Below are 16,219 nucleotides of genomic sequence, written 5' to 3'. Positions count from 1 at the left end.
CCCCGCCGCGCGGGCGGCTGCGTCAGCCCAGCCGGTCGCGTTCGCGCGCCCGCAGCGAACGGGCCACGGCGTCGCGGTTCTCCAGCACGAGGCGCCGCAGCGCGGGCGGGGCGTCGGTCTCGGCCTCCAGCCACGCGTCGGTGCGCTCCAGCAGCTCCTGCTCCACCAGCCGCGCCGGGTACATGCCCGTGACGATCTGCTGGGCCATCTCGTTGGTGCGCTCCGCCCACACCCGCCGCAGGGCCGCGAAGTACGGCTCCACGTAGGGGCGCAGCAGCTCGGGGTCGTGCACCCGCCCGAAGCCGGTGATCACCGCGGCCTGCAGCGCGTTGGGCAGCTGGCCACGCTCGACGACCTCCCGCCACGCCTCGTCCTTCGCCTCCCGCGTCGGACGGGAGGCGCGGGCCGCGGTGGCCGCCCGCTGCCCGGTGGCGGTGCGGTCGCGGGCCAGTTCGGCCTCGATCTCCGCCTCGCCGGCCGCGCCGCCGGCGGCCAGGCCCGTCAGCAGGTCCCAGCGCATGTCGGTGTCCACCACCAGGCCCGACAGCTCCTCGGAGCCGTCCAGCAGCCCGCGCAGCACGGCGAGGTGCTCCTCGCTGCGCGCGGCGGAGGCGAACGCCCGCGCGAGCTGCAGCTGGACGTCGCTGCCCGGCGGGGCGCCGCGCAGCACCTCCAGCAGGGTCGTGGCGGTGCGGGCGGCCAGCTCCTCCTGGTGCTCCGGGGTGGTGAACAGCTGCACGGTCGTGGCGAGCTGGCGCAGCAGGACCATCAGCACCGTGGAGTCGCCGCGGGCGCCGTCGCCGGCCAGCAGCGCGGTGAGGATCTCCACGTAGGCGCGGGCGGGCAGCTCCCCGTCGCGGGTCATGTCCCAGGCCGCCGCTGCGACGAGGGAGCGGGCCAGCGGGTCGGCGAAGTCGTCGAGGTGGCGCACGGCCGTGGCGAGGGAGTGCTCGTCGAGGCGGATCTTCGCGTAGGCGAGGTCCTCGTCGTTGACGAGCAGCAGGTCCGGGCGGCGGCGCCCCACGAGCTCGCTCAGCTCCGTGCTCTCACCGGAGACGTCCAGCTCGACGCGCTGGGTGCGGCGCAGCTGCCCGTCGACGAGGTCGTAGCAGCCGACGGCCATCCGGTGCGTGCGCAGGTGCGGGTGCTCGGCGGTGGCCTGCTGCAGGACCCGCGCGGAGGTGATGACCCCGTCGGCGTCCACCTCCACCTCCGGGCGCAGCGTCGCGACGCCGGCCGTCTCCAGCCACTCCGCGGCCCAGCCCTTCAGGTCCCGCCCGGAGGTGGCCTCCAGCTCGGTGAGCAGGTCGGCCAGCTCGGTGTTGCCCCAGGCGTGGCGCCGGAAGTACGCCCGCACCCCGGCCAGGAACTCCTCACGGCCGACGTAGGCGACGAGCTGCTTGAGGACCGACGCGCCCTTGGCGTAGGTGATGCCGTCGAAGTTGACCTCGACGTCCTCGAGGTCGTTGATCTCCGCGACGATCGGGTGGGTCGTGGGCAGCTGGTCCTGCCGCAGCGCCCAGGACTTCTCCAGGCTGTTGAAGGTGGTCCAGGCGCCGCTCCAGCGGGTCGCCTCGGCCGCGGCGAGGGTGCTGGCGAACTCGGCGAAGGACTCGTTGAGCCACAGGTCGTTCCACCAGCGCATCGTCACCAGGTCGCCGAACCACATGTGTGCCAGCTCGTGCAGGACCGTGATGGCCCGCCGCTCGACGAGGGCCTCGCTGACCTTGGAGCGGAAGACGTAGGACTCCACGAACGTCACGGCGCCCGCGTTCTCCATGGCGCCCGCGTTGAACTCCGGCACGAAGATCTGGTCGTAGGTGCCGAAGGGGTAGGGCAGCTCGAAGATGCGTTCGAAGAACTCGAAGCCCCGGCGGGTGACGTCGAAGATCTCCTCGGCGTCGAGGTGCTGCGCGAGGGAGCGCCGGCACATGACCGACAGGGGGATGGTGCGCCCGTCGGAGCTGGTCAGCTCCGAGCGCACCGCGTGGTACGGGCCCGCGATGACGGCCGTCACGTAGGACGACAGCCGCGGCGTCGGCTCGAAGGTCCAGCGCGAGCGCCCGGCCTCGAGGGGCTCGGCCTTCGGCGTCGCGCTGTTGGAGACGACGGTCCAGTGCGCGGGCGCCGTGACCGCGAAGGCGAACGTCGCCTTCAGGTCCGGCTGCTCGAACACCGCGTAGACGCGGCGGGAGTCGGCGACCTCGAACTGCGAGTAGAGGTAGACCTCGTCGTCGACCGGGTCGACGAAGCGGTGCAGGCCCTCGCCCGTGTTCATGTACCGGCAGTCGGCGACCACGAGCAGCTCGTTGTCCTCGGCGAGGTCGTCGAGGGCGATGCGGGTGCCGTCGGAGACCGCGGCCGGGTCCAGGGCGCGGCCGTTGAGGCGCACCTCGTGCACCGCGGCGCTGAGGAGGTCGATGAAGGTGGAGGCGCCGGGGCGACTGCGGAAGCGGACGGTCGTGCGCGAGCGGAACGTCTCCGGGCCGGTCGTGAGGTCGAGGTCGATGTCGTAGCTCTCGACGGAGACGAGGGCCGCGCGCTCCCGGGCCTCCGAGCGCGTCAGGTTCTCACCGGGCACCGTTGCTTCCTTCCTGTGGGTCCGCCCATGCTCCCACGCTGATCTCCGCGGGGCCGGGGCGCCTCGCGGGGCCGGGGGAGTGCGCCGCGGCGGCACGGCGCAGGATGGACCCATGACGAGTGAGCCGCAGACGAGCGGAGCCGGTGGCCGGCAGGTCGCGGACTTCTGGTTCGACCCCCTGTGCCCCTGGGCCTGGATGACCTCCCGCTGGATGCTGGAGGTCGAGCGGGTGCGCGACATCGACGTGCGCTGGCACGTCATGAGCCTCTCGGTGCTCAACGAGGGCAGGGACCTGCCCGAGGAGTACCGCACCCTCATGGACAAGGGCTGGGGCCCCGTGCGCGTGGTCACCGCCGCGCGCGCCGAGCACGGCGACGACGTGGTGCTGCCGCTCTACACCGCGATGGGCACCCGCATCCACCCCGGCGGGGACGACGACTTCGACCGCGTCGTCGCCGCCGCGCTGGAGGAGGTCGGCCTGCCGGCGGAGCTGGCCCGCCACGCGCACGCCGACACCTACGACGAGCAGCTGCGCGCCTCGCACGCGGAGGGCATCGGCAAGGTCGGCGAGGACGTCGGCACGCCGGTCGTGGCGTTCGGCGGCGTCGCGTTCTTCGGCCCCGTCGTGACGCCCGCGCCGAAGGGCGAGGCCGCGGGCCGCCTGTGGGACGGCTGCGTGCTCGTCGCGGGCACCCCGGGCTTCTTCGAGCTGAAGCGCACCCGGACCCAGGGCCCCGTCTTCGACTGAGCCGGCTGGCCGCCGTGGGCCGCGGGCACCCCTCCGCCGGCCCGCGGCGCCGCCCCGGCCCGGGGGCGCCCGACGCCCGGAGGGGCATCCCCTCCGGGCGTCGCCGGGAGCGGCCTGGGAAGCTGTGGTCATGCGCGTTCACATCGGCACCGACCACGCGGGCTTCGAGCTCAAGCAGCACCTCGTGGAGCACCTGCGCTCCCTCGGCCACGACGTGGTCGACCACGGGGCCCTCGAGTACGACGCGGTCGACGACTACCCCCCGTTCTGCCTGCGGGCCGCGAAGGCCGTGGCAGACGAGCCCGGCAGCCTCGGGATCGTCATCGGCGGCTCCGGCAACGGCGAGCAGATCGCCGCCAACGCCGTGCCGGGGATCCGCGCCGCCCTGGCCTGGTCGGTGGAGACGGCGAAGCTCGCGCGCGAGCACAACGACGCGCAGGTCGTGGGCATCGGCGCGCGGATGCACGACGCCGCCACCGCCGCGCAGATCGCGGAGGCCTTCGTCTCCACCCCGTTCTCGGACGACCCGCGCCACATCCGCCGCATCGCCATGATCAGCGACTTCGAGGCGAGCGGCGAGCTGCCCCCGCTGCCCGGTGAGGCGCGGGCCTGAGGTGAGCGGTGCCTGAGGCGAGCGGTGCCTGAGGGGAACGTCGTCCACCGCAACGCCGACGAGATGCGTGCCCGGTTCGCCGGGCGCGCCGTCCGCGTGGACAGTCCGCAGGGCCGGTTCGAGGCGGGCGCCGCCCTCCTCGACTCCCGGGTCCTGGAGGAGGCCGACGCCCACGGCAAGCACCTGCTGCTGCGCTTCGCACAGGAGCGGTGGCTGCACGTGCACCTGGGCCTGTACGGGTCCTGGACCACGGGCGAGGGCACGCCTCCGCAACCCCGTGGGGCCGTGCGGGTGCGCCTGCAGGGCCCCGGGGGGTGGGCGGAGCTGCGCGGTCCGACGGCCTGCGAGGTGCTCGACGAGGCGGGGGCGCGGCGGGTCCACGAGCGGCTGGGGCCCGACCCGTTGCGGGCGGACGCCGACCCCGACCTCGCCTGGGCCCGCATCAGCCGCTCCCGCACCAGCGTCGGGGTCCTGCTGATGCAGCAGGACGTCGTCTCCGGCGTCGGGGCGATCTACCGGGCGGAGGTGCTCTTCCGGGTGGGCGTCTCGCCCCACCGTCCGGGCCGGGACCTGACCCGCGAGGAGTGGGGCCGCATCTGGGAGGACCTCGTCCTGCTGATGCGCACCAGCTACGAGGAGGGCCGCATCGAGACGACGCGGCCGCAGGACCGCGAGCTCGCCCGCGCTGTGCCGGGGCGGGGCGAGCGCTTCTACGTCTTCCGCCGCACCGGGGAGCCGTGCCGGGCGTGCGGCGAGGCGGTCGCGCACGAGCTGATGGCCACCCGCCACCTCAACTGGTGCCCCGGCTGCCAGCCGCGCTGACGGGCGCGCTCAGCCCGGTGCGCTGACGCGCCCGCTCACCCCTGCGGGCACGGCCGCGAGGTCAGCTCGCGCGCCGTGCGCTCGCCGAGACCGGCCGCGAGGCGCTCCAGCAGCGGGCCGGCCTCGGCGATGCACCGGGCGGGTTCCGGCTCCAGGTCGGTGAGGGCGTGCGCGCCGGCGAACCCGGCCGCGCGCCACTGCCGCTCCTCCAGCGCACGCCGGCCGCTCATCGCCACCACGGGGACGCCCAGCCGGGCGGCGGCGAGCGCGACGCCCACGGGGGTCTTCCCGCCGAGCGACTGCTCGTCGAAGCTGCCCTCCCCGGTGACGACGAGGTCGGCGCCCGCGGCGCGCTCCGCGAACCGCGTCAGCTCCAGGACGACGTCGATGCCGGGCCGCCGCCGGCCGCGCAGCACCCCGAGGGCCACCAGCCCGGTGCCGCCGGCCGCGCCGGCGCCGGGCAGGGCGCGGGCGTCGGGGGCACCGGCGGCGCTCAGGGCGGCGGCGAAGCGGGCGAGGCCCGTCTCCAGCAGCGCGACGTCCTCGGGCGAGGCGCCCTTCTGCGGCCCGAAGACCGCGGCCGCCCCGCGCGGGCCGAGCAGCGGGTTGTCGACGTCGGCGGCCAGCACGGTGCGCACCGAGGCCAGGCGGGGGTCGAGGCCCGCGAGGTCGACGCGCTCCAGCGCGGCGAGCGCGCCCCCGCCGTCGGGCAGCTCCTCCCCGCGCTCGTCGAGCAGCCGCGCACCGCAGGCGGCGAGCAGCCCGGCGCCGCCGTCGGTGGAGGCGCTGCCGCCGACGGCGAGGACGACCTCGCGGGCGCCGTCGTCCAGGGCGGCGAGGAGCAGCTCCCCGGTGCCGCGGGTGCCGGCCGCAAGCGGTGCCAGCACCCCACCGGGCAGCAGGTCCAGTCCGGACGCCTCGGCCAGCTCGACGATCGCGGCGTCGCCCGAGCGGGCGCAGGTGGCCCGCACGGGTTCCCCGGTCGGCCCCGCGACGGTGGCGGTGAGCGGGCGCCAGCCGGCGGCGAGCGCGGCGGCGACGGTGCCCTCCCCGCCGTCGGCCACCGGGACGCGCTCGACGGCGAGGTCCACGGCCGTGCCGGGAGCCAGGGCGCGGGTGAAGCCGGCCTCGAAGCCGGCGGCCACGCGCTCGGCCACCTGCACGGCGGTGAGGGAGCCCTTGAACTTGTCGGGCGCGACCACGAGGCGGTACGGGGAGCGGCAGTCAGGCACGGGCTGAGCTTGTCAGAGCCCGGTGCCGGGCGGGCGCGACGCCCGCCGCAGGCCGACGGTGCGCTGTGGAGCGGGTGACGGGAATCGAACCCGCACCACCAGTTTGGAAGACTGGAGCTCTACCATTGAGCTACACCCGCGCGACTGCCGGCACTGGCTCACGCCACCCCGCGGCCCCCGGACGTCGCCGGGCCGCGGCGGCGGACGCTGTGCGGTCCGTGCAGCCGTGGACAGCCTATCCGGTCCGCGGCGCTAGCCTTGCGGTGGCGCCCCGGAGCGGGGCACCGGGGTATGGCGCAGCTTGGTAGCGCGTCCGCTTTGGGAGCGGAAGGCCCCCGGTTCGAATCCGGGTACCCCGACGTCGGCCGGCCCGCGCTGCCCGGGGGTCTCTGCGCGGCGCTCGTCGACGGCTAGCATGCTGCGGTGCGCTGGGGCTTCGCGGCTTCCAGACGCCCGAGCACCAGCCGTCCGAAGCCGACCTCCGCCGCCGGGCGGGGATACCAGGAGACCCACGCTGTGAAGAGCGACCTCGAGACCCTCAACCCGACCCGGGTGAAGCTGACCGTTGAGGTCGGCTACGACGAGCTGAAGCCGAGCCTCGACGCCGCCTACAAGACCATCGCGGGTCAGATCCAGGTGCCCGGCTTCCGCAAGGGCAAGGTGCCCCCCCGGGTCATCGACCAGCGCTACGGCCGCGCGGCGGTGCTGCAGGAGGCCGTCAACGACGCGCTGCCGAAGTTCTACCAGCGCGCGGTGGAGGAGTCGGAGCTGCGCCCGCTCGGCCAGCCCACCGTCGGGGTCGAGGAGGTGCCGGACCCGGTCAAGGGCGGCGACCTGAAGTTCACGGTGGAGGTCGACGTCCGGCCCACCCTCGAGCTGCCCGTGCTGGAGGACCTCGAGGTCTCCGTCGACGACCTGGAGCTGTCCGACGAGGACGTCGAGGCGCGCCTGACCTCCCTGCGCGAGCGCTTCGGCACGCTCTCCGGCGTGGACCGCGCCGCCCAGGACGGCGACTTCGTCTCCATCGACCTGCGGGCCGAGATCGACGGCGAGGAGATCGAGAGCGCCAAGGGCATCTCGTACCAGATCGGCGCCGGCAACATGCTGCCCGGTCTCGACGAGGCCCTGATCGGCGCCTCCGCCGAGGAGACCCGCACCTTCAAGGCCCCGCTGGCGGGTGGCGAGCGCGCCGGCCAGGAGGCCGACATCACGGTCGTCCTGCAGTCGGTGAAGGAGCGCGTGCTGCCGGAGGCGGACGACGACTTCGCCCAGCTCGCGAGCGAGTTCGACACCCTCGAGGAGCTGCGTGCCGACCTGACCAAGCAGGTCGAGCAGCAGAAGAAGTTCGCCCAGGGCCTGCAGGCCCGCGACCGCGTCCTCGCCCGCCTCCTGGAGGTCACCGAGGTGCCCGTGCCCGACTCCCTCGTGGAGGGGGAGGTGCACCGCCACCTGGAGCAGGAGCAGCGCCTGGAGGACGCCGAGCACCGCGTCGAGGTGACGGAGCAGGCGCGCGTCGCGCTGCGCGGCCAGCTCCTCCTGGACGCCCTCGCCGAGCGCGAGCAGGTGCGCGTGGAGCAGGCCGAGCTCGTGGAGTACCTGCTCGGGCAGGCGCAGCAGTACGGGATGGACCCGAACGAGTTCGCCCGTGCCATGGACGGCGCCGGGCAGGTGCCGGCGATGATCGGCGAGGTCGCCCGCCGCAAGGCGCTGGCCGTCGCCATGGAGAAGGCCACCGTCAAGGACGCCTCCGGCAACCTGATCAACCTCGAGGAGCTCGTCGGCGGCGCCGACGAGGACGACGAGGAGGGTGTGGCCGGCGAGGACGAGGGCACCCAGGACGAGGGCACCCAGGACGAGGGCACCCAGGACGAGGGCACCCAGGACGAGGCGCCCGCGGCCGACAGCCCCGAGGGCCAGACGGTCGACCCGTTCCCCGGGGACGCCGTGATCGGCGACGAGACCGCCGCTGCGAGCGAGGGCGACGCCGAGAAGGCCTGAGGTCGCCGCTGCGGGTGCACCCGGGGCACTGCCGCCCCGGGTGCGCCCACAGCGAAAAGATCGGGCTCCCGGAGTGCCCCCCGCACGCGGACCGTTAGGGTCGAGACAGATCGGCGGAGCCCTCCGCCGGCCCCGAGGACTCGGGGCAGTCTCGATCTGCAGGAAGGGCCGGGAGAGATCGTGAGCGACGGGATCATCACGCCAGGACTGGCGGCGCCTGCCTATGCACGCACGCCGGCGGCCCCCACGGGGCTCGACGACAACGTCTACCAGCGGCTGCTCCAGCAGCGCATCGTCTTCCTGGCCTCGGAGGTCCGCGACGAGATGGCCAACGCCATCTGCGCGCAGCTGCTGCTGCTGGCGGCGGAGGACCCCGAGAAGGACATCTACCTCTACATCAACTCGCCGGGCGGCTCGGTGACGGCGGGCATGGCGATCTACGACACCATGCAGTTCATCAAGCCGGACGTGGCGACGATCGCCACGGGCCTGGCGGCCTCGATGGGCCAGTTCCTGCTGTGCGCGGGGGCCAAGGGCAAGCGCTCGGCGCTGCCGCACTCGCGGATCATGATGCACCAGCCGCTCGGTGGCCTGGGCGGCACGGCCAGCGACATCAAGATCCTCGCCGAGCAGATCATCTACACCAAGAACCAGCTCGCCGAGCTCATCGCCCTGCACACCGGGCAGCCGGTGGAGAACATCTCGCGCGACTCCGACCGCGACCGCTGGTTCAGCCCCGAGGAGGCCCGCCAGTACGGGCTCATCGACCACGTGGTGGGCCGCTCCAGCGAGGTCTCCGGAGGGGGCGGCACGGGTGCCTGATCCTTCCCGCCTCGTCCCCGCCGTCCCCCAGCCGCAGGAGATCCGCGCCATGACGTCGAACGGCCCGATGTACCCGCCCTCCGCCCGCTACGTGCTCCCGCAGTTCGAGGAGCGCACGTCCTACGGGATGAAGCGCAGCGACCCGTACACCAAGCTCTTCGAGGACCGGATCATCTTCCTCGGCGTGCAGGTGGACGACGCCTCGGCGGACGACGTCATCGCCCAGCTGATCGTGCTGGAGTCCCAGGACACCGAGCGCGACATCATCATGTACATCAACTCGCCGGGCGGCTCCTTCACGGCCCTGACGGCGATCTACGACACGATGCAGTACATCCGTCCCGACATCCAGACGTACTGCATGGGGCAGGCGGCGTCGGCGGCGGCGGTGCTGCTGTCCGCGGGTGCGCCGGGCAAGCGGTTCGCGCTGCCGAACTCGCGCATCCTGATCCACCAGCCGGCGATGGCGGGTGGCGACTACGGCCAGGCCAGCGACCTGGAGATCCAGGCCAAGGAGATCCTGCGGATGCGCTCCTGGCTGGAGGAGACCCTCGCCGCGCACTCGAAGCGCACGGTGGACCAGGTGCGCACCGACATCGAGCGCGACAAGTTCCTCACGGCCGCCGAGGCGGTCGACTACGGCTTGATCGACGAGGTCCTCGCGAGCCGCAAGGCGTCACAGCCCGCGCCTCTGAAGTGACCGTCCGTAGCTGATGGCGGGGTCCGGCGCGGAAGTGCCCACCCAGGTGCCTCCAGAGGGGGCCATCCGGGGTGTGGACGCTTCCGCGCCGGGTACCGTGGAGGCGCTGTGGTGGTCGTGTGACACTGCGCGCAGGAGGGCTCGCCCACCTCGTGGGGCTCGCTCTCGAGGAAGACCGAGGAAAGGACTCCGTCGGTGGCACGCATCGGAGACGGTGGCGATCTGCTGAAGTGCTCGTTCTGCGGCAAGAGCCAGAAGCAGGTCAAGAAGCTCATCGCCGGGCCCGGCGTCTACATCTGCGACGAGTGCATCGATCTCTGCAACGAGATCATCGAGGAGGAGTTGGCCGAGGCCAACGACCTCGGTCTCGTGGAGCTGCCGAAGCCCCGCGAGATCTTCGAGTTCCTCGACCAGTACGTCATCGGGCAGACCGCTGCCAAGAGGTCGCTGGCCGTCGCGGTCTACAACCACTACAAGCGCATCCAGGTCGGTGAGCCCGCGAAGAGCCGCGAGGAGCCCGTCGAGATCGCGAAGTCGAACATCCTCCTCATCGGGCCCACCGGCTGCGGCAAGACCTACCTGGCGCAGACCCTGGCGCGGATGCTGAACGTCCCGTTCGCGATCGCCGACGCCACGGCCCTGACAGAGGCCGGCTACGTCGGCGAGGACGTCGAGAACATCCTGCTGAAGCTCATCCAGGCCGCCGACTACGACGTCAAGAAGGCGGAGACGGGCATCATCTACATCGACGAGGTCGACAAGATCGCCCGCAAGTCCGAGAACCCGTCGATCACGCGCGACGTCTCGGGCGAGGGGGTGCAGCAGGCGCTGCTGAAGATCCTGGAGGGCACCACCGCGAGCGTGCCGCCGCAGGGCGGGCGCAAGCACCCGCACCAGGAGTTCATCCAGATCGACACGACCAACGTCCTGTTCATCGTCGGCGGGGCCTTCGCCGGCCTGGACAAGATGATCGAGTCCCGCGCGGGCAAGCGCGGCCTCGGCTTCGGCGCCCAGCTGCGGACGGGCTCGGACGAGGCGCCCACGTTCTCCGACGTCATGCCGGAGGACCTGATGAAGTTCGGCCTCATCCCCGAGTTCATCGGCCGCCTGCCCGTCATCACGTCGGTCGAGCCGCTGGACCGCGAGGCGCTCGTGCGCATCCTCACCGAGCCGCGCAACGCCCTCGTGAAGCAGTACCAGCGCATGTTCGAGCTGGACGGCGTCGAGCTGGAGTTCACCGAGGACGCGCTGGAGGCGGTCGCGGAGCAGGGCATCCTGCGGGGCACCGGCGCCCGGGGCCTGCGGGCCATCCTCGAGGAGGTCCTGCTCCCCGTGATGTTCGACGTGCCCTCGCGCGACGACATCGCCCGCGTCGTGGTCACCCGCGAGGTGGTCCTGAGGAACGTCAACCCGACCCTGGTGCCGCGCGACGCCCCGCCGCGCAAGGCCCGGGAACGCCGGGACAAGTCGGCCTGAGGCCGGTCCCCGCACGCACGAGCGCCGCCGCACCCCGGGAGGGGAGCGGCGGCGCTCGTGCGTGCGGGGGAGGGACTGCCCGGGCGCGGCCGGTCAGACGGCGCTGGTCAGGCGGTGCAGGAACGTCGCGAACTGCTCGACGTCCGCCTCGTCCCAGTCGGCGATGATCTCGCGGAGCTGGCGGCGCCGGGCCTCGCGGGCGGAGTGCACCTGCGCGCGCCCGGTCTCGGACAGCGCCAGCACGACCGCGCGCCGGTCGGAGGGGTCGTCGGTGCGGGTGACGAGCCCGAGCCGCTCCAGCAGTTGCACCTGGCGGCTGAGGGTGGGCTTGCCGATGCCGAAGAAGGCGGCGAGGTCGGAGGGCCTGGCCGATCCGACGTCGTCGAGGCGGATGAGCAGGCTGTACGCCTCCGGCTCGAGGTCGGGGTGGACCGTCCGCGCCACGTCCCGTGAGATCGCCCGCGACCTGCGGAGCAGCACTGCCAGTTCACGCTCGAGCCGGTCGGCCGGGGTCGACATGTCCCGACCGTACCGGGCGCTGCGGGGCCGGGGCGTCACCGTCGGGGGTTCGTCGCGGCGCGCCGGGGGGCTGCTGGCTCCGGTGGGCGCGACCGGGTACGGTCAGCCGATGCATCGAAGCGATGCATCAGGACGGAAGAGCGCTCCCGGGCGGACCAGGAGCGCGGAACGGGGGGCCACCGTGGTGCGCCGCCGGGCCGACTCGCTGCAGCTCGCGGTCCTCGGGCTCCTCTCGGAGGGCCCCCTGCACGGCTACGAGGTGCGGCGCAGGCTCGACGTCCAGCTCGGGATCTTCCGGGCGCTGTCCTACGGCACCCTCTACCCCTGCCTGCGCACCCTGCAGGCCGAGGGCTGGGTCCGTGAGCTGAGCGCGGCGGCCGATCCCGACCGTGCGACCCGCCGGCGGGAGCGGGTCGTCTACGAGATCACGGAGAGCGGCCGGGAGCGGTTGCGGGAACTGCTGAAGCAGGCGGGCCCGGCGGCCTGGGACGACGACGCCTTCAGCGTCCACTTCGCCCTCTTCACCCGCACCGACCCCCGCACCAGGCTGCGCATCCTCGAGGGCCGCAAGGCCCGCCTCCAGGAGCGCGTGGAGGAGCTGACCCGCTCCATCGAGCGGGCCCGCGAGCAGCTCGACACCTACACGTACGAGTACCAGCGCCACGGCCTGGAGACCGCCCGCCGCGAGGTGGACTGGATCGAAGGGCTGATCAATGCCGAGGGGCGCCGGGGACAGCAGTGACCCGCCCCTGCAGGACCAGCACGACCGCACGACACGACCGACCGCACGACACGACCGAACGACAGCGACAGGAGAACTCGATGCCAGCAGTGCGCGTGGCGATCGTCGGGGTGGGCAACTGCGCCGCCTCGCTCGTCCAGGGAGTCCAGTACTACCGCGACGCCGACCCGGCGAGCACCGTCCCCGGCCTGATGCACGTGCAGTTCGGCGACTACCACGTCGGCGACGTCGAGTTCGTGGCGGCGTTCGACGTGGACGACAAGAAGGTGGGCACCGACCTCGCCGACGCCATCGGCGCGAGCGAGAACAACACCATCAAGATCTGCGACGTGCCCTCCACGGGCGTGACCGTCCTGCGCGGCCCCACCCTCGACGGTCTCGGCCGCTACTACCGCGAGACCATCACCGAGTCGCCCGCCGAGCCCGTGGACGTGGTCGCCGCGCTGCGCGAGGCGCGCGCCGACGTGCTCGTCTGCTACCTGCCCGTCGGCTCCGAGGACGCGGCGCGCTACTACGCCCAGTGCGCGATCGACGCGGGCGTGGCCTTCGTCAACGCCCTGCCCGTCTTCATCGCCGGCACCCCCGAGTGGGCGCAGAAGTTCGCCGACGCGGGCCTGCCCATCGTCGGCGACGACATCAAGTCCCAGGTCGGTGCGACCATCACCCACCGGGTGCTGGCCAAGCTGCTGGAGGACCGCGGCATCGAGCTGAAGCGCACGTACCAGCTCAACGTCGGCGGCAACATGGACTTCAAGAACATGCTGGAGCGCGACCGGCTGGAGTCCAAGAAGATCTCGAAGACGCAGGCCGTCACGAGCAACGTGCAGGCCGACCTCGGCGAGCGCAACGTGCACATCGGCCCCAGCGACTACGTCCAGTGGCTCGACGACCGCAAGTGGGCCTACGTGCGCCTGGAGGGCGAGGCCTTCGGCGGGGTCCCGCTGAACATCGAGTACAAGCTCGAGGTCTGGGACTCCCCGAACTCCGCGGGCGTGATCATCGACGCCATCCGCGCGGCGAAGATCGGCCTCGACCGCGGCGTGGGCGGCCCCCTGCTGTCCGCCTCGGCGTACTTCATGAAGTCCCCGCCGGAGCAGCGCGCCGACGAGGAGGGACGCGCTCAGCTGGAGGCGTTCATCCGCGGCGAGATCGAGCGCTGAGCGCGCCACCGCGCGCACGGCTGAGCCGTCACGAACGGCGGAGGGCCGCCCGGAGCACCTGCTCCGGGCGGCCCTCCGCCGTTCCTCCGGGGCGGTTCACTCCTCGGTGGTGGCGAACTCCGCCTCGGCCCGCAGGACCGCCTCGGTGGCGTCGGCGTCCTCGGCCCACTGCAGGTGGCGCACCCGCCCGGCGGCGGCGATGTCGGCCTCCGCCCTGCGCGCGGCGGCGACCAGGTCGGACGGGCCGGTGATCGTCGCCGTGGCGAGCTCGGTGCGCTGGGAGACCTTCGCCTCGCTCTTGACCTTGCGCAGCGTCGACAGCGCGGCGCCCGCGCCCGCGAGCACCGGGAGCAGCTCCGCGGCGTCCGCGGCGTGGCCGAGCTCCTCGGTGGTGGGCCAGCTCGCCCGGTGCACCGAGCCCTCCTGCCACCACGACCAGACCTCCTCCGCCGCGAAGGGCAGGAAGGGGGCGAGCAGCCGCAGCAGCGTCCGCAGGGCGATCGCCGCGGTGGTGCGGGCCGAGGCTGCCGCCTCCTCGCCGCGGGCCCCGTAGGCGCGGTCCTTGACGAGCTCCACCCAGTCGTCGCAGAACGTCCAGAAGAACTGCTCCGTGCGGTCCAGCGCCTGGGCGTGGTCGTAGCGCTCGAACGCGTCGGTGGCTGTGCGCACGACCGCGGCCAGGTTGGCGAGGAGGCTGACGTCGAGGGGGTCGGTGACCTTCGAGGCGTCGGCGTCGTCGCGGGAGGCCCCGAGGCCGAGGACGAACTTCGAGGCGTTGAGGAGCTTCATCGCCAGCCGCCGGCCGATCTTCATCTGGCCGGTGTCGAAGGTCGCGTCGGTGCCGAGGCGGGCGGTCGCCGCCCAGTAGCGCACGGCGTCGGAGCCGAACTCCTCCAGCAGCGCCATCGGGGTGACGACGTTGCCCTTGGACTTGCTCATCTTCTTGCGGTCCGGGTCGAGGATCCACCCCGAGATCGCGGTGTGCGCCCACGGCACCTGCCCGTGCTCCAGGTGCGCGCGGACCACCGTGGAGAACAGCCAGGTGCGGATGATGTCCTGCCCCTGCGGGCGCAGGTCCATGGGGAACACCCTGGCGAAGAGGTCCTCGTCGCGCTCCCAGCCGCCGGCGATCTGCGGGGTCAGGGAGGAGGTCGCCCACGTGTCCATGACGTCGGGGTCACCGGTGAACCCGCCCGGCACGCCGCGCTGGTCCTCGGAGTAGCCGGGGGCGGGCTCCGAGGCGGGGTCGACGGGCAGCGCCGACTCCTCGGGCACGATCGGGGAGTCGTGCACCGGGTTGCCGTCGGCGTCCAGCGGGTACCAGACGGGGAAGGGCACGCCGAAGAACCGCTGGCGCGAGACGAGCCAGTCGCCGTTGAGGCCCGTGACCCAGTGCTCGTAGCGGTGGCGCATGTGGTCGGGGTGCCAGTCGAGCTCCTTGCCGCGTGCGAGCAGCGCCTCGCGCAGGTCGGCGTCGCGGCCACCGTTGCGCAGGTACCACTGGCGGGTGGTGATGATCTCGAGGGGCTTGTCGCCCTTCTCGTAGAACTTCACGGGGTGCGTGATGGACTTCGGCTCCCCGACGAGGTCGCCGGACTCGCCCAGGGCGGCGACGATGCGCTCCTTGGCGGTGTGCACGGTGGTGCCCGCGAGCTGCTCCCACAGGGCCTCGCCGGGGCCACCGGCGATCCACTCCGGCACCTCGCGCTGCAGCCGGCCGTCCCAGCCGATGACGGCGCGCGTCGGCAGCTGCAGCTCCCGCCACCAGGTGACGTCGGTGACGTCGCCGAAGGTGCAGATCATCGCGATGCCGGAGCCCTTCTCCGGGTCGGCGAGGCGGTGGGCGACCACGGGCACCTCGACGCCGAAGAGGGGGGAGACCACCGAGCTGCCGAACAGCGGCTGGTAGCGCTCGTCGTCGGGGTGCGCCACCAGCGCGACCACGGCCGGGATCAGCTCGGGGCGGGTCGTCTCGATGAACACGGGCTCGCCACCGCCGGCGCGGGCGAACGCGACGCGGTGGTAGGCGCCGGGGCGCTCGCGGTCCTCCAGCTCCGCCTGCGCGACGGCAGTGCGGAAGGTGGTGTCCCACAGGGTCGGTGCCTCGGCGGCGTAGGCCTCCCCGCGGGCGAGGTTGCGCAGGAACGCGCGCTGGGCGGTGGCGCGGCTGTCCGGGCCGATGGTGGAGTAGGTGTGCGACCAGTCCACCGACAGCCCCAGGCGCCGCCACAGCGCCTCGAAGACGCGCTCGTCCTCGCCGGTCAGCCGCTCGCACAGCTCGACGAAGTTGCGGCGGGAGACCTGCGCGTAGTCACGGTCGCTCTTGGGTGCGCTGGCCGGCGGCTGGAACTGCGGGTCGTAGGGCAGCGAGGGGTCGCAGCGCACGCCGAAGTAGTTCTGCACCCGGCGCTCGGTGGGCAGGCCGTTGTCGTCCCAGCCCATCGGGTAGAAGACGACCTTGCCCCGCATGCGCCGGTAGCGGGCCACCACGTCGGTGTGGGTGTAGCTGAACACGTGGCCGACGTGCAGGGAGCCGGAGACGGTGGGCGGCGGGGTGTCGATGGAGTAGACGTCGCCGCGCTCGGCGCTGCGGTCGAAGCGGTAGGTCCCCTGGTCCTCCCAGCGCGGCGCCCAGCGCTCCTCGAGGCCGTCGACCGTCGGCTTGTCCGGGACAGCGACGCCGGCGGCGGCGGTGGCGGGCGACTGCGCGGTCTGCGGCGGGGCGGTCTGCGGCTGGGCGTCTGGCATGGCGCCATCATCCCAGGCGGGTGCCGGCGCCGGCCGCGACCCGCCCGTCCCCGGGGTC

13 protein-coding genes and 2 tRNA genes are annotated in these 16,219 nt (G+C 73.2%); 10 read left to right on the top strand and 5 right to left on the bottom strand.

All coding sequences use genetic code 11. The features are described 5' to 3' along the window. Positions 1 to 22 precede the first annotated feature (22 nt). Positions 23 to 2,581 (bottom strand): aminopeptidase N, encoded by a 2,559-nt coding sequence (gene pepN, locus CLV92_RS12455; RefSeq protein WP_104433150.1) that lies wholly within the window; start codon positions 2,579 to 2,581, stop codon positions 23 to 25. Positions 2,582 to 2,693: 112 nt separating this feature from the next. Here pepN and CLV92_RS12450 point away from each other — a divergent pair, with 112 nt between their 5' ends. The 3 genes from CLV92_RS12450 to CLV92_RS12440 all read left to right on the top strand — a co-directional run bounded on the left by CLV92_RS12450 (position 2,694) and on the right by CLV92_RS12440 (position 4,764). Beyond that, positions 2,694 to 3,329 (top strand): mycothiol-dependent nitroreductase Rv2466c family protein, encoded by a 636-nt coding sequence (locus CLV92_RS12450; RefSeq protein WP_104433149.1) that lies wholly within the window; start codon positions 2,694 to 2,696, stop codon positions 3,327 to 3,329. 130 nt (positions 3,330 to 3,459) lie between these two features. Continuing rightward, positions 3,460 to 3,942: a ribose-5-phosphate isomerase gene (locus CLV92_RS12445; protein ID WP_104433235.1), complete on the top strand. Its 483-nt coding sequence runs from the start codon at positions 3,460 to 3,462 to the stop codon at positions 3,940 to 3,942. Positions 3,943 to 3,966: 24 nt separating this feature from the next. Continuing rightward, on the top strand, positions 3,967 to 4,764 hold the full coding sequence (locus CLV92_RS12440) for an Fpg/Nei family DNA glycosylase (RefSeq protein ID WP_104433148.1): 798 nt from the start codon (positions 3,967 to 3,969) through the stop codon (positions 4,762 to 4,764). Between the two features lie 35 nt (positions 4,765 to 4,799). Here the strand turns inward: CLV92_RS12440 and CLV92_RS12435 are convergent, their stop codons facing one another. Further along, a complete protein-coding gene (locus CLV92_RS12435; protein ID WP_104433147.1) occupies positions 4,800 to 5,996 on the bottom strand; it encodes a glycerate kinase in 1,197 nt (398 codons plus the stop codon). A gap of 66 nt (positions 5,997 to 6,062) precedes the next feature. After that, positions 6,063 to 6,136 (bottom strand) — tRNA-Gly (locus tag CLV92_RS12430). 145 nt (positions 6,137 to 6,281) lie between these two features. On the opposite strand from CLV92_RS12430, the gene CLV92_RS12425 reads away from it, so the two are divergent. The 5 genes from CLV92_RS12425 to clpX all read left to right on the top strand — a co-directional run bounded on the left by CLV92_RS12425 (position 6,282) and on the right by clpX (position 10,992). After that, a tRNA-Pro gene (locus CLV92_RS12425) sits at positions 6,282 to 6,355 on the top strand. Positions 6,356 to 6,512: 157 nt separating this feature from the next. Next, positions 6,513 to 7,994, top strand: a complete 1,482-nt coding sequence (gene tig / locus CLV92_RS12420; RefSeq protein WP_104433146.1) for a trigger factor — start codon at positions 6,513 to 6,515, stop codon at positions 7,992 to 7,994. A 207-nt stretch (positions 7,995 to 8,201) separates the two neighbouring features. Then, positions 8,202 to 8,816 carry an ATP-dependent Clp protease proteolytic subunit gene (locus CLV92_RS12415; protein WP_245886772.1) on the top strand — a complete coding sequence of 205 codons (615 nt, stop codon included), beginning with the start codon at positions 8,202 to 8,204 and terminating at the stop codon, positions 8,814 to 8,816. A gap of 49 nt (positions 8,817 to 8,865) precedes the next feature. Next, on the top strand, positions 8,866 to 9,516 hold the full coding sequence (locus tag CLV92_RS12410) for an ATP-dependent Clp protease proteolytic subunit (protein WP_104433144.1): 651 nt from the start codon (positions 8,866 to 8,868) through the stop codon (positions 9,514 to 9,516). Positions 9,517 to 9,711: 195 nt separating this feature from the next. Then, on the top strand, positions 9,712 to 10,992 hold the full coding sequence (gene clpX / locus CLV92_RS12405) for an ATP-dependent Clp protease ATP-binding subunit ClpX (RefSeq protein WP_104433143.1): 1,281 nt from the start codon (positions 9,712 to 9,714) through the stop codon (positions 10,990 to 10,992). A 93-nt stretch (positions 10,993 to 11,085) separates the two neighbouring features. Here the strand turns inward: clpX and CLV92_RS12400 are convergent, their stop codons facing one another. After that, positions 11,086 to 11,511, bottom strand: a complete 426-nt coding sequence (locus tag CLV92_RS12400) for a MarR family winged helix-turn-helix transcriptional regulator (protein WP_104433142.1) — start codon at positions 11,509 to 11,511, stop codon at positions 11,086 to 11,088. Between the two features lie 181 nt (positions 11,512 to 11,692). Here CLV92_RS12400 and CLV92_RS12395 point away from each other — a divergent pair, with 181 nt between their 5' ends. Beyond that, positions 11,693 to 12,253 (top strand): PadR family transcriptional regulator, encoded by a 561-nt coding sequence (locus tag CLV92_RS12395; protein ID WP_104433141.1) that lies wholly within the window; start codon positions 11,693 to 11,695, stop codon positions 12,251 to 12,253. Between the two features lie 80 nt (positions 12,254 to 12,333). Further along, positions 12,334 to 13,413 (top strand): inositol-3-phosphate synthase, encoded by a 1,080-nt coding sequence (locus CLV92_RS12390; protein ID WP_104433140.1) that lies wholly within the window; start codon positions 12,334 to 12,336, stop codon positions 13,411 to 13,413. Between the two features lie 96 nt (positions 13,414 to 13,509). Here the strand turns inward: CLV92_RS12390 and valS are convergent, their stop codons facing one another. Further along, positions 13,510 to 16,161: a valine--tRNA ligase gene (valS, locus tag CLV92_RS12385; RefSeq protein ID WP_104433139.1), complete on the bottom strand. Its 2,652-nt coding sequence runs from the start codon at positions 16,159 to 16,161 to the stop codon at positions 13,510 to 13,512. Positions 16,162 to 16,219 lie beyond the last annotated feature (58 nt).

This window comes from Kineococcus xinjiangensis (genome assembly GCF_002934625.1).
GTDB classification, from domain to species: domain Bacteria; phylum Actinomycetota; class Actinomycetes; order Actinomycetales; family Kineococcaceae; genus Kineococcus_A; species Kineococcus_A xinjiangensis.
Note: the sequence above shows the minus strand (reverse complement) of the source record. Positions and strands in the feature narration are given on the sequence as shown.

Bases quoted from the DNA above. Each gene is read 5' to 3' on its own strand.
- CLV92_RS12450 (WP_104433149.1), top strand. From the start codon at position 2,694: ATGACGAGTGAGCCGCAGACGAGCGGAGCCGGTGGCCGGCAGGTCGCG.
- CLV92_RS12445 (WP_104433235.1), top strand. From the start codon at position 3,460: ATGCGCGTTCACATCGGCACCGACCACGCGGGCTTCGAGCTCAAGCAG.
- CLV92_RS12410 (WP_104433144.1), top strand. From the start codon at position 8,866: ATGACGTCGAACGGCCCGATGTACCCGCCCTCCGCCCGCTACGTGCTC.
- CLV92_RS12400 (WP_104433142.1), bottom strand. From the start codon at position 11,511: ATGTCGACCCCGGCCGACCGGCTCGAGCGTGAACTGGCAGTGCTGCTC.
- CLV92_RS12390 (WP_104433140.1), top strand. From the start codon at position 12,334: ATGCCAGCAGTGCGCGTGGCGATCGTCGGGGTGGGCAACTGCGCCGCC.
- valS (WP_104433139.1), bottom strand. From the start codon at position 16,161: ATGCCAGACGCCCAGCCGCAGACCGCCCCGCCGCAGACCGCGCAGTCG.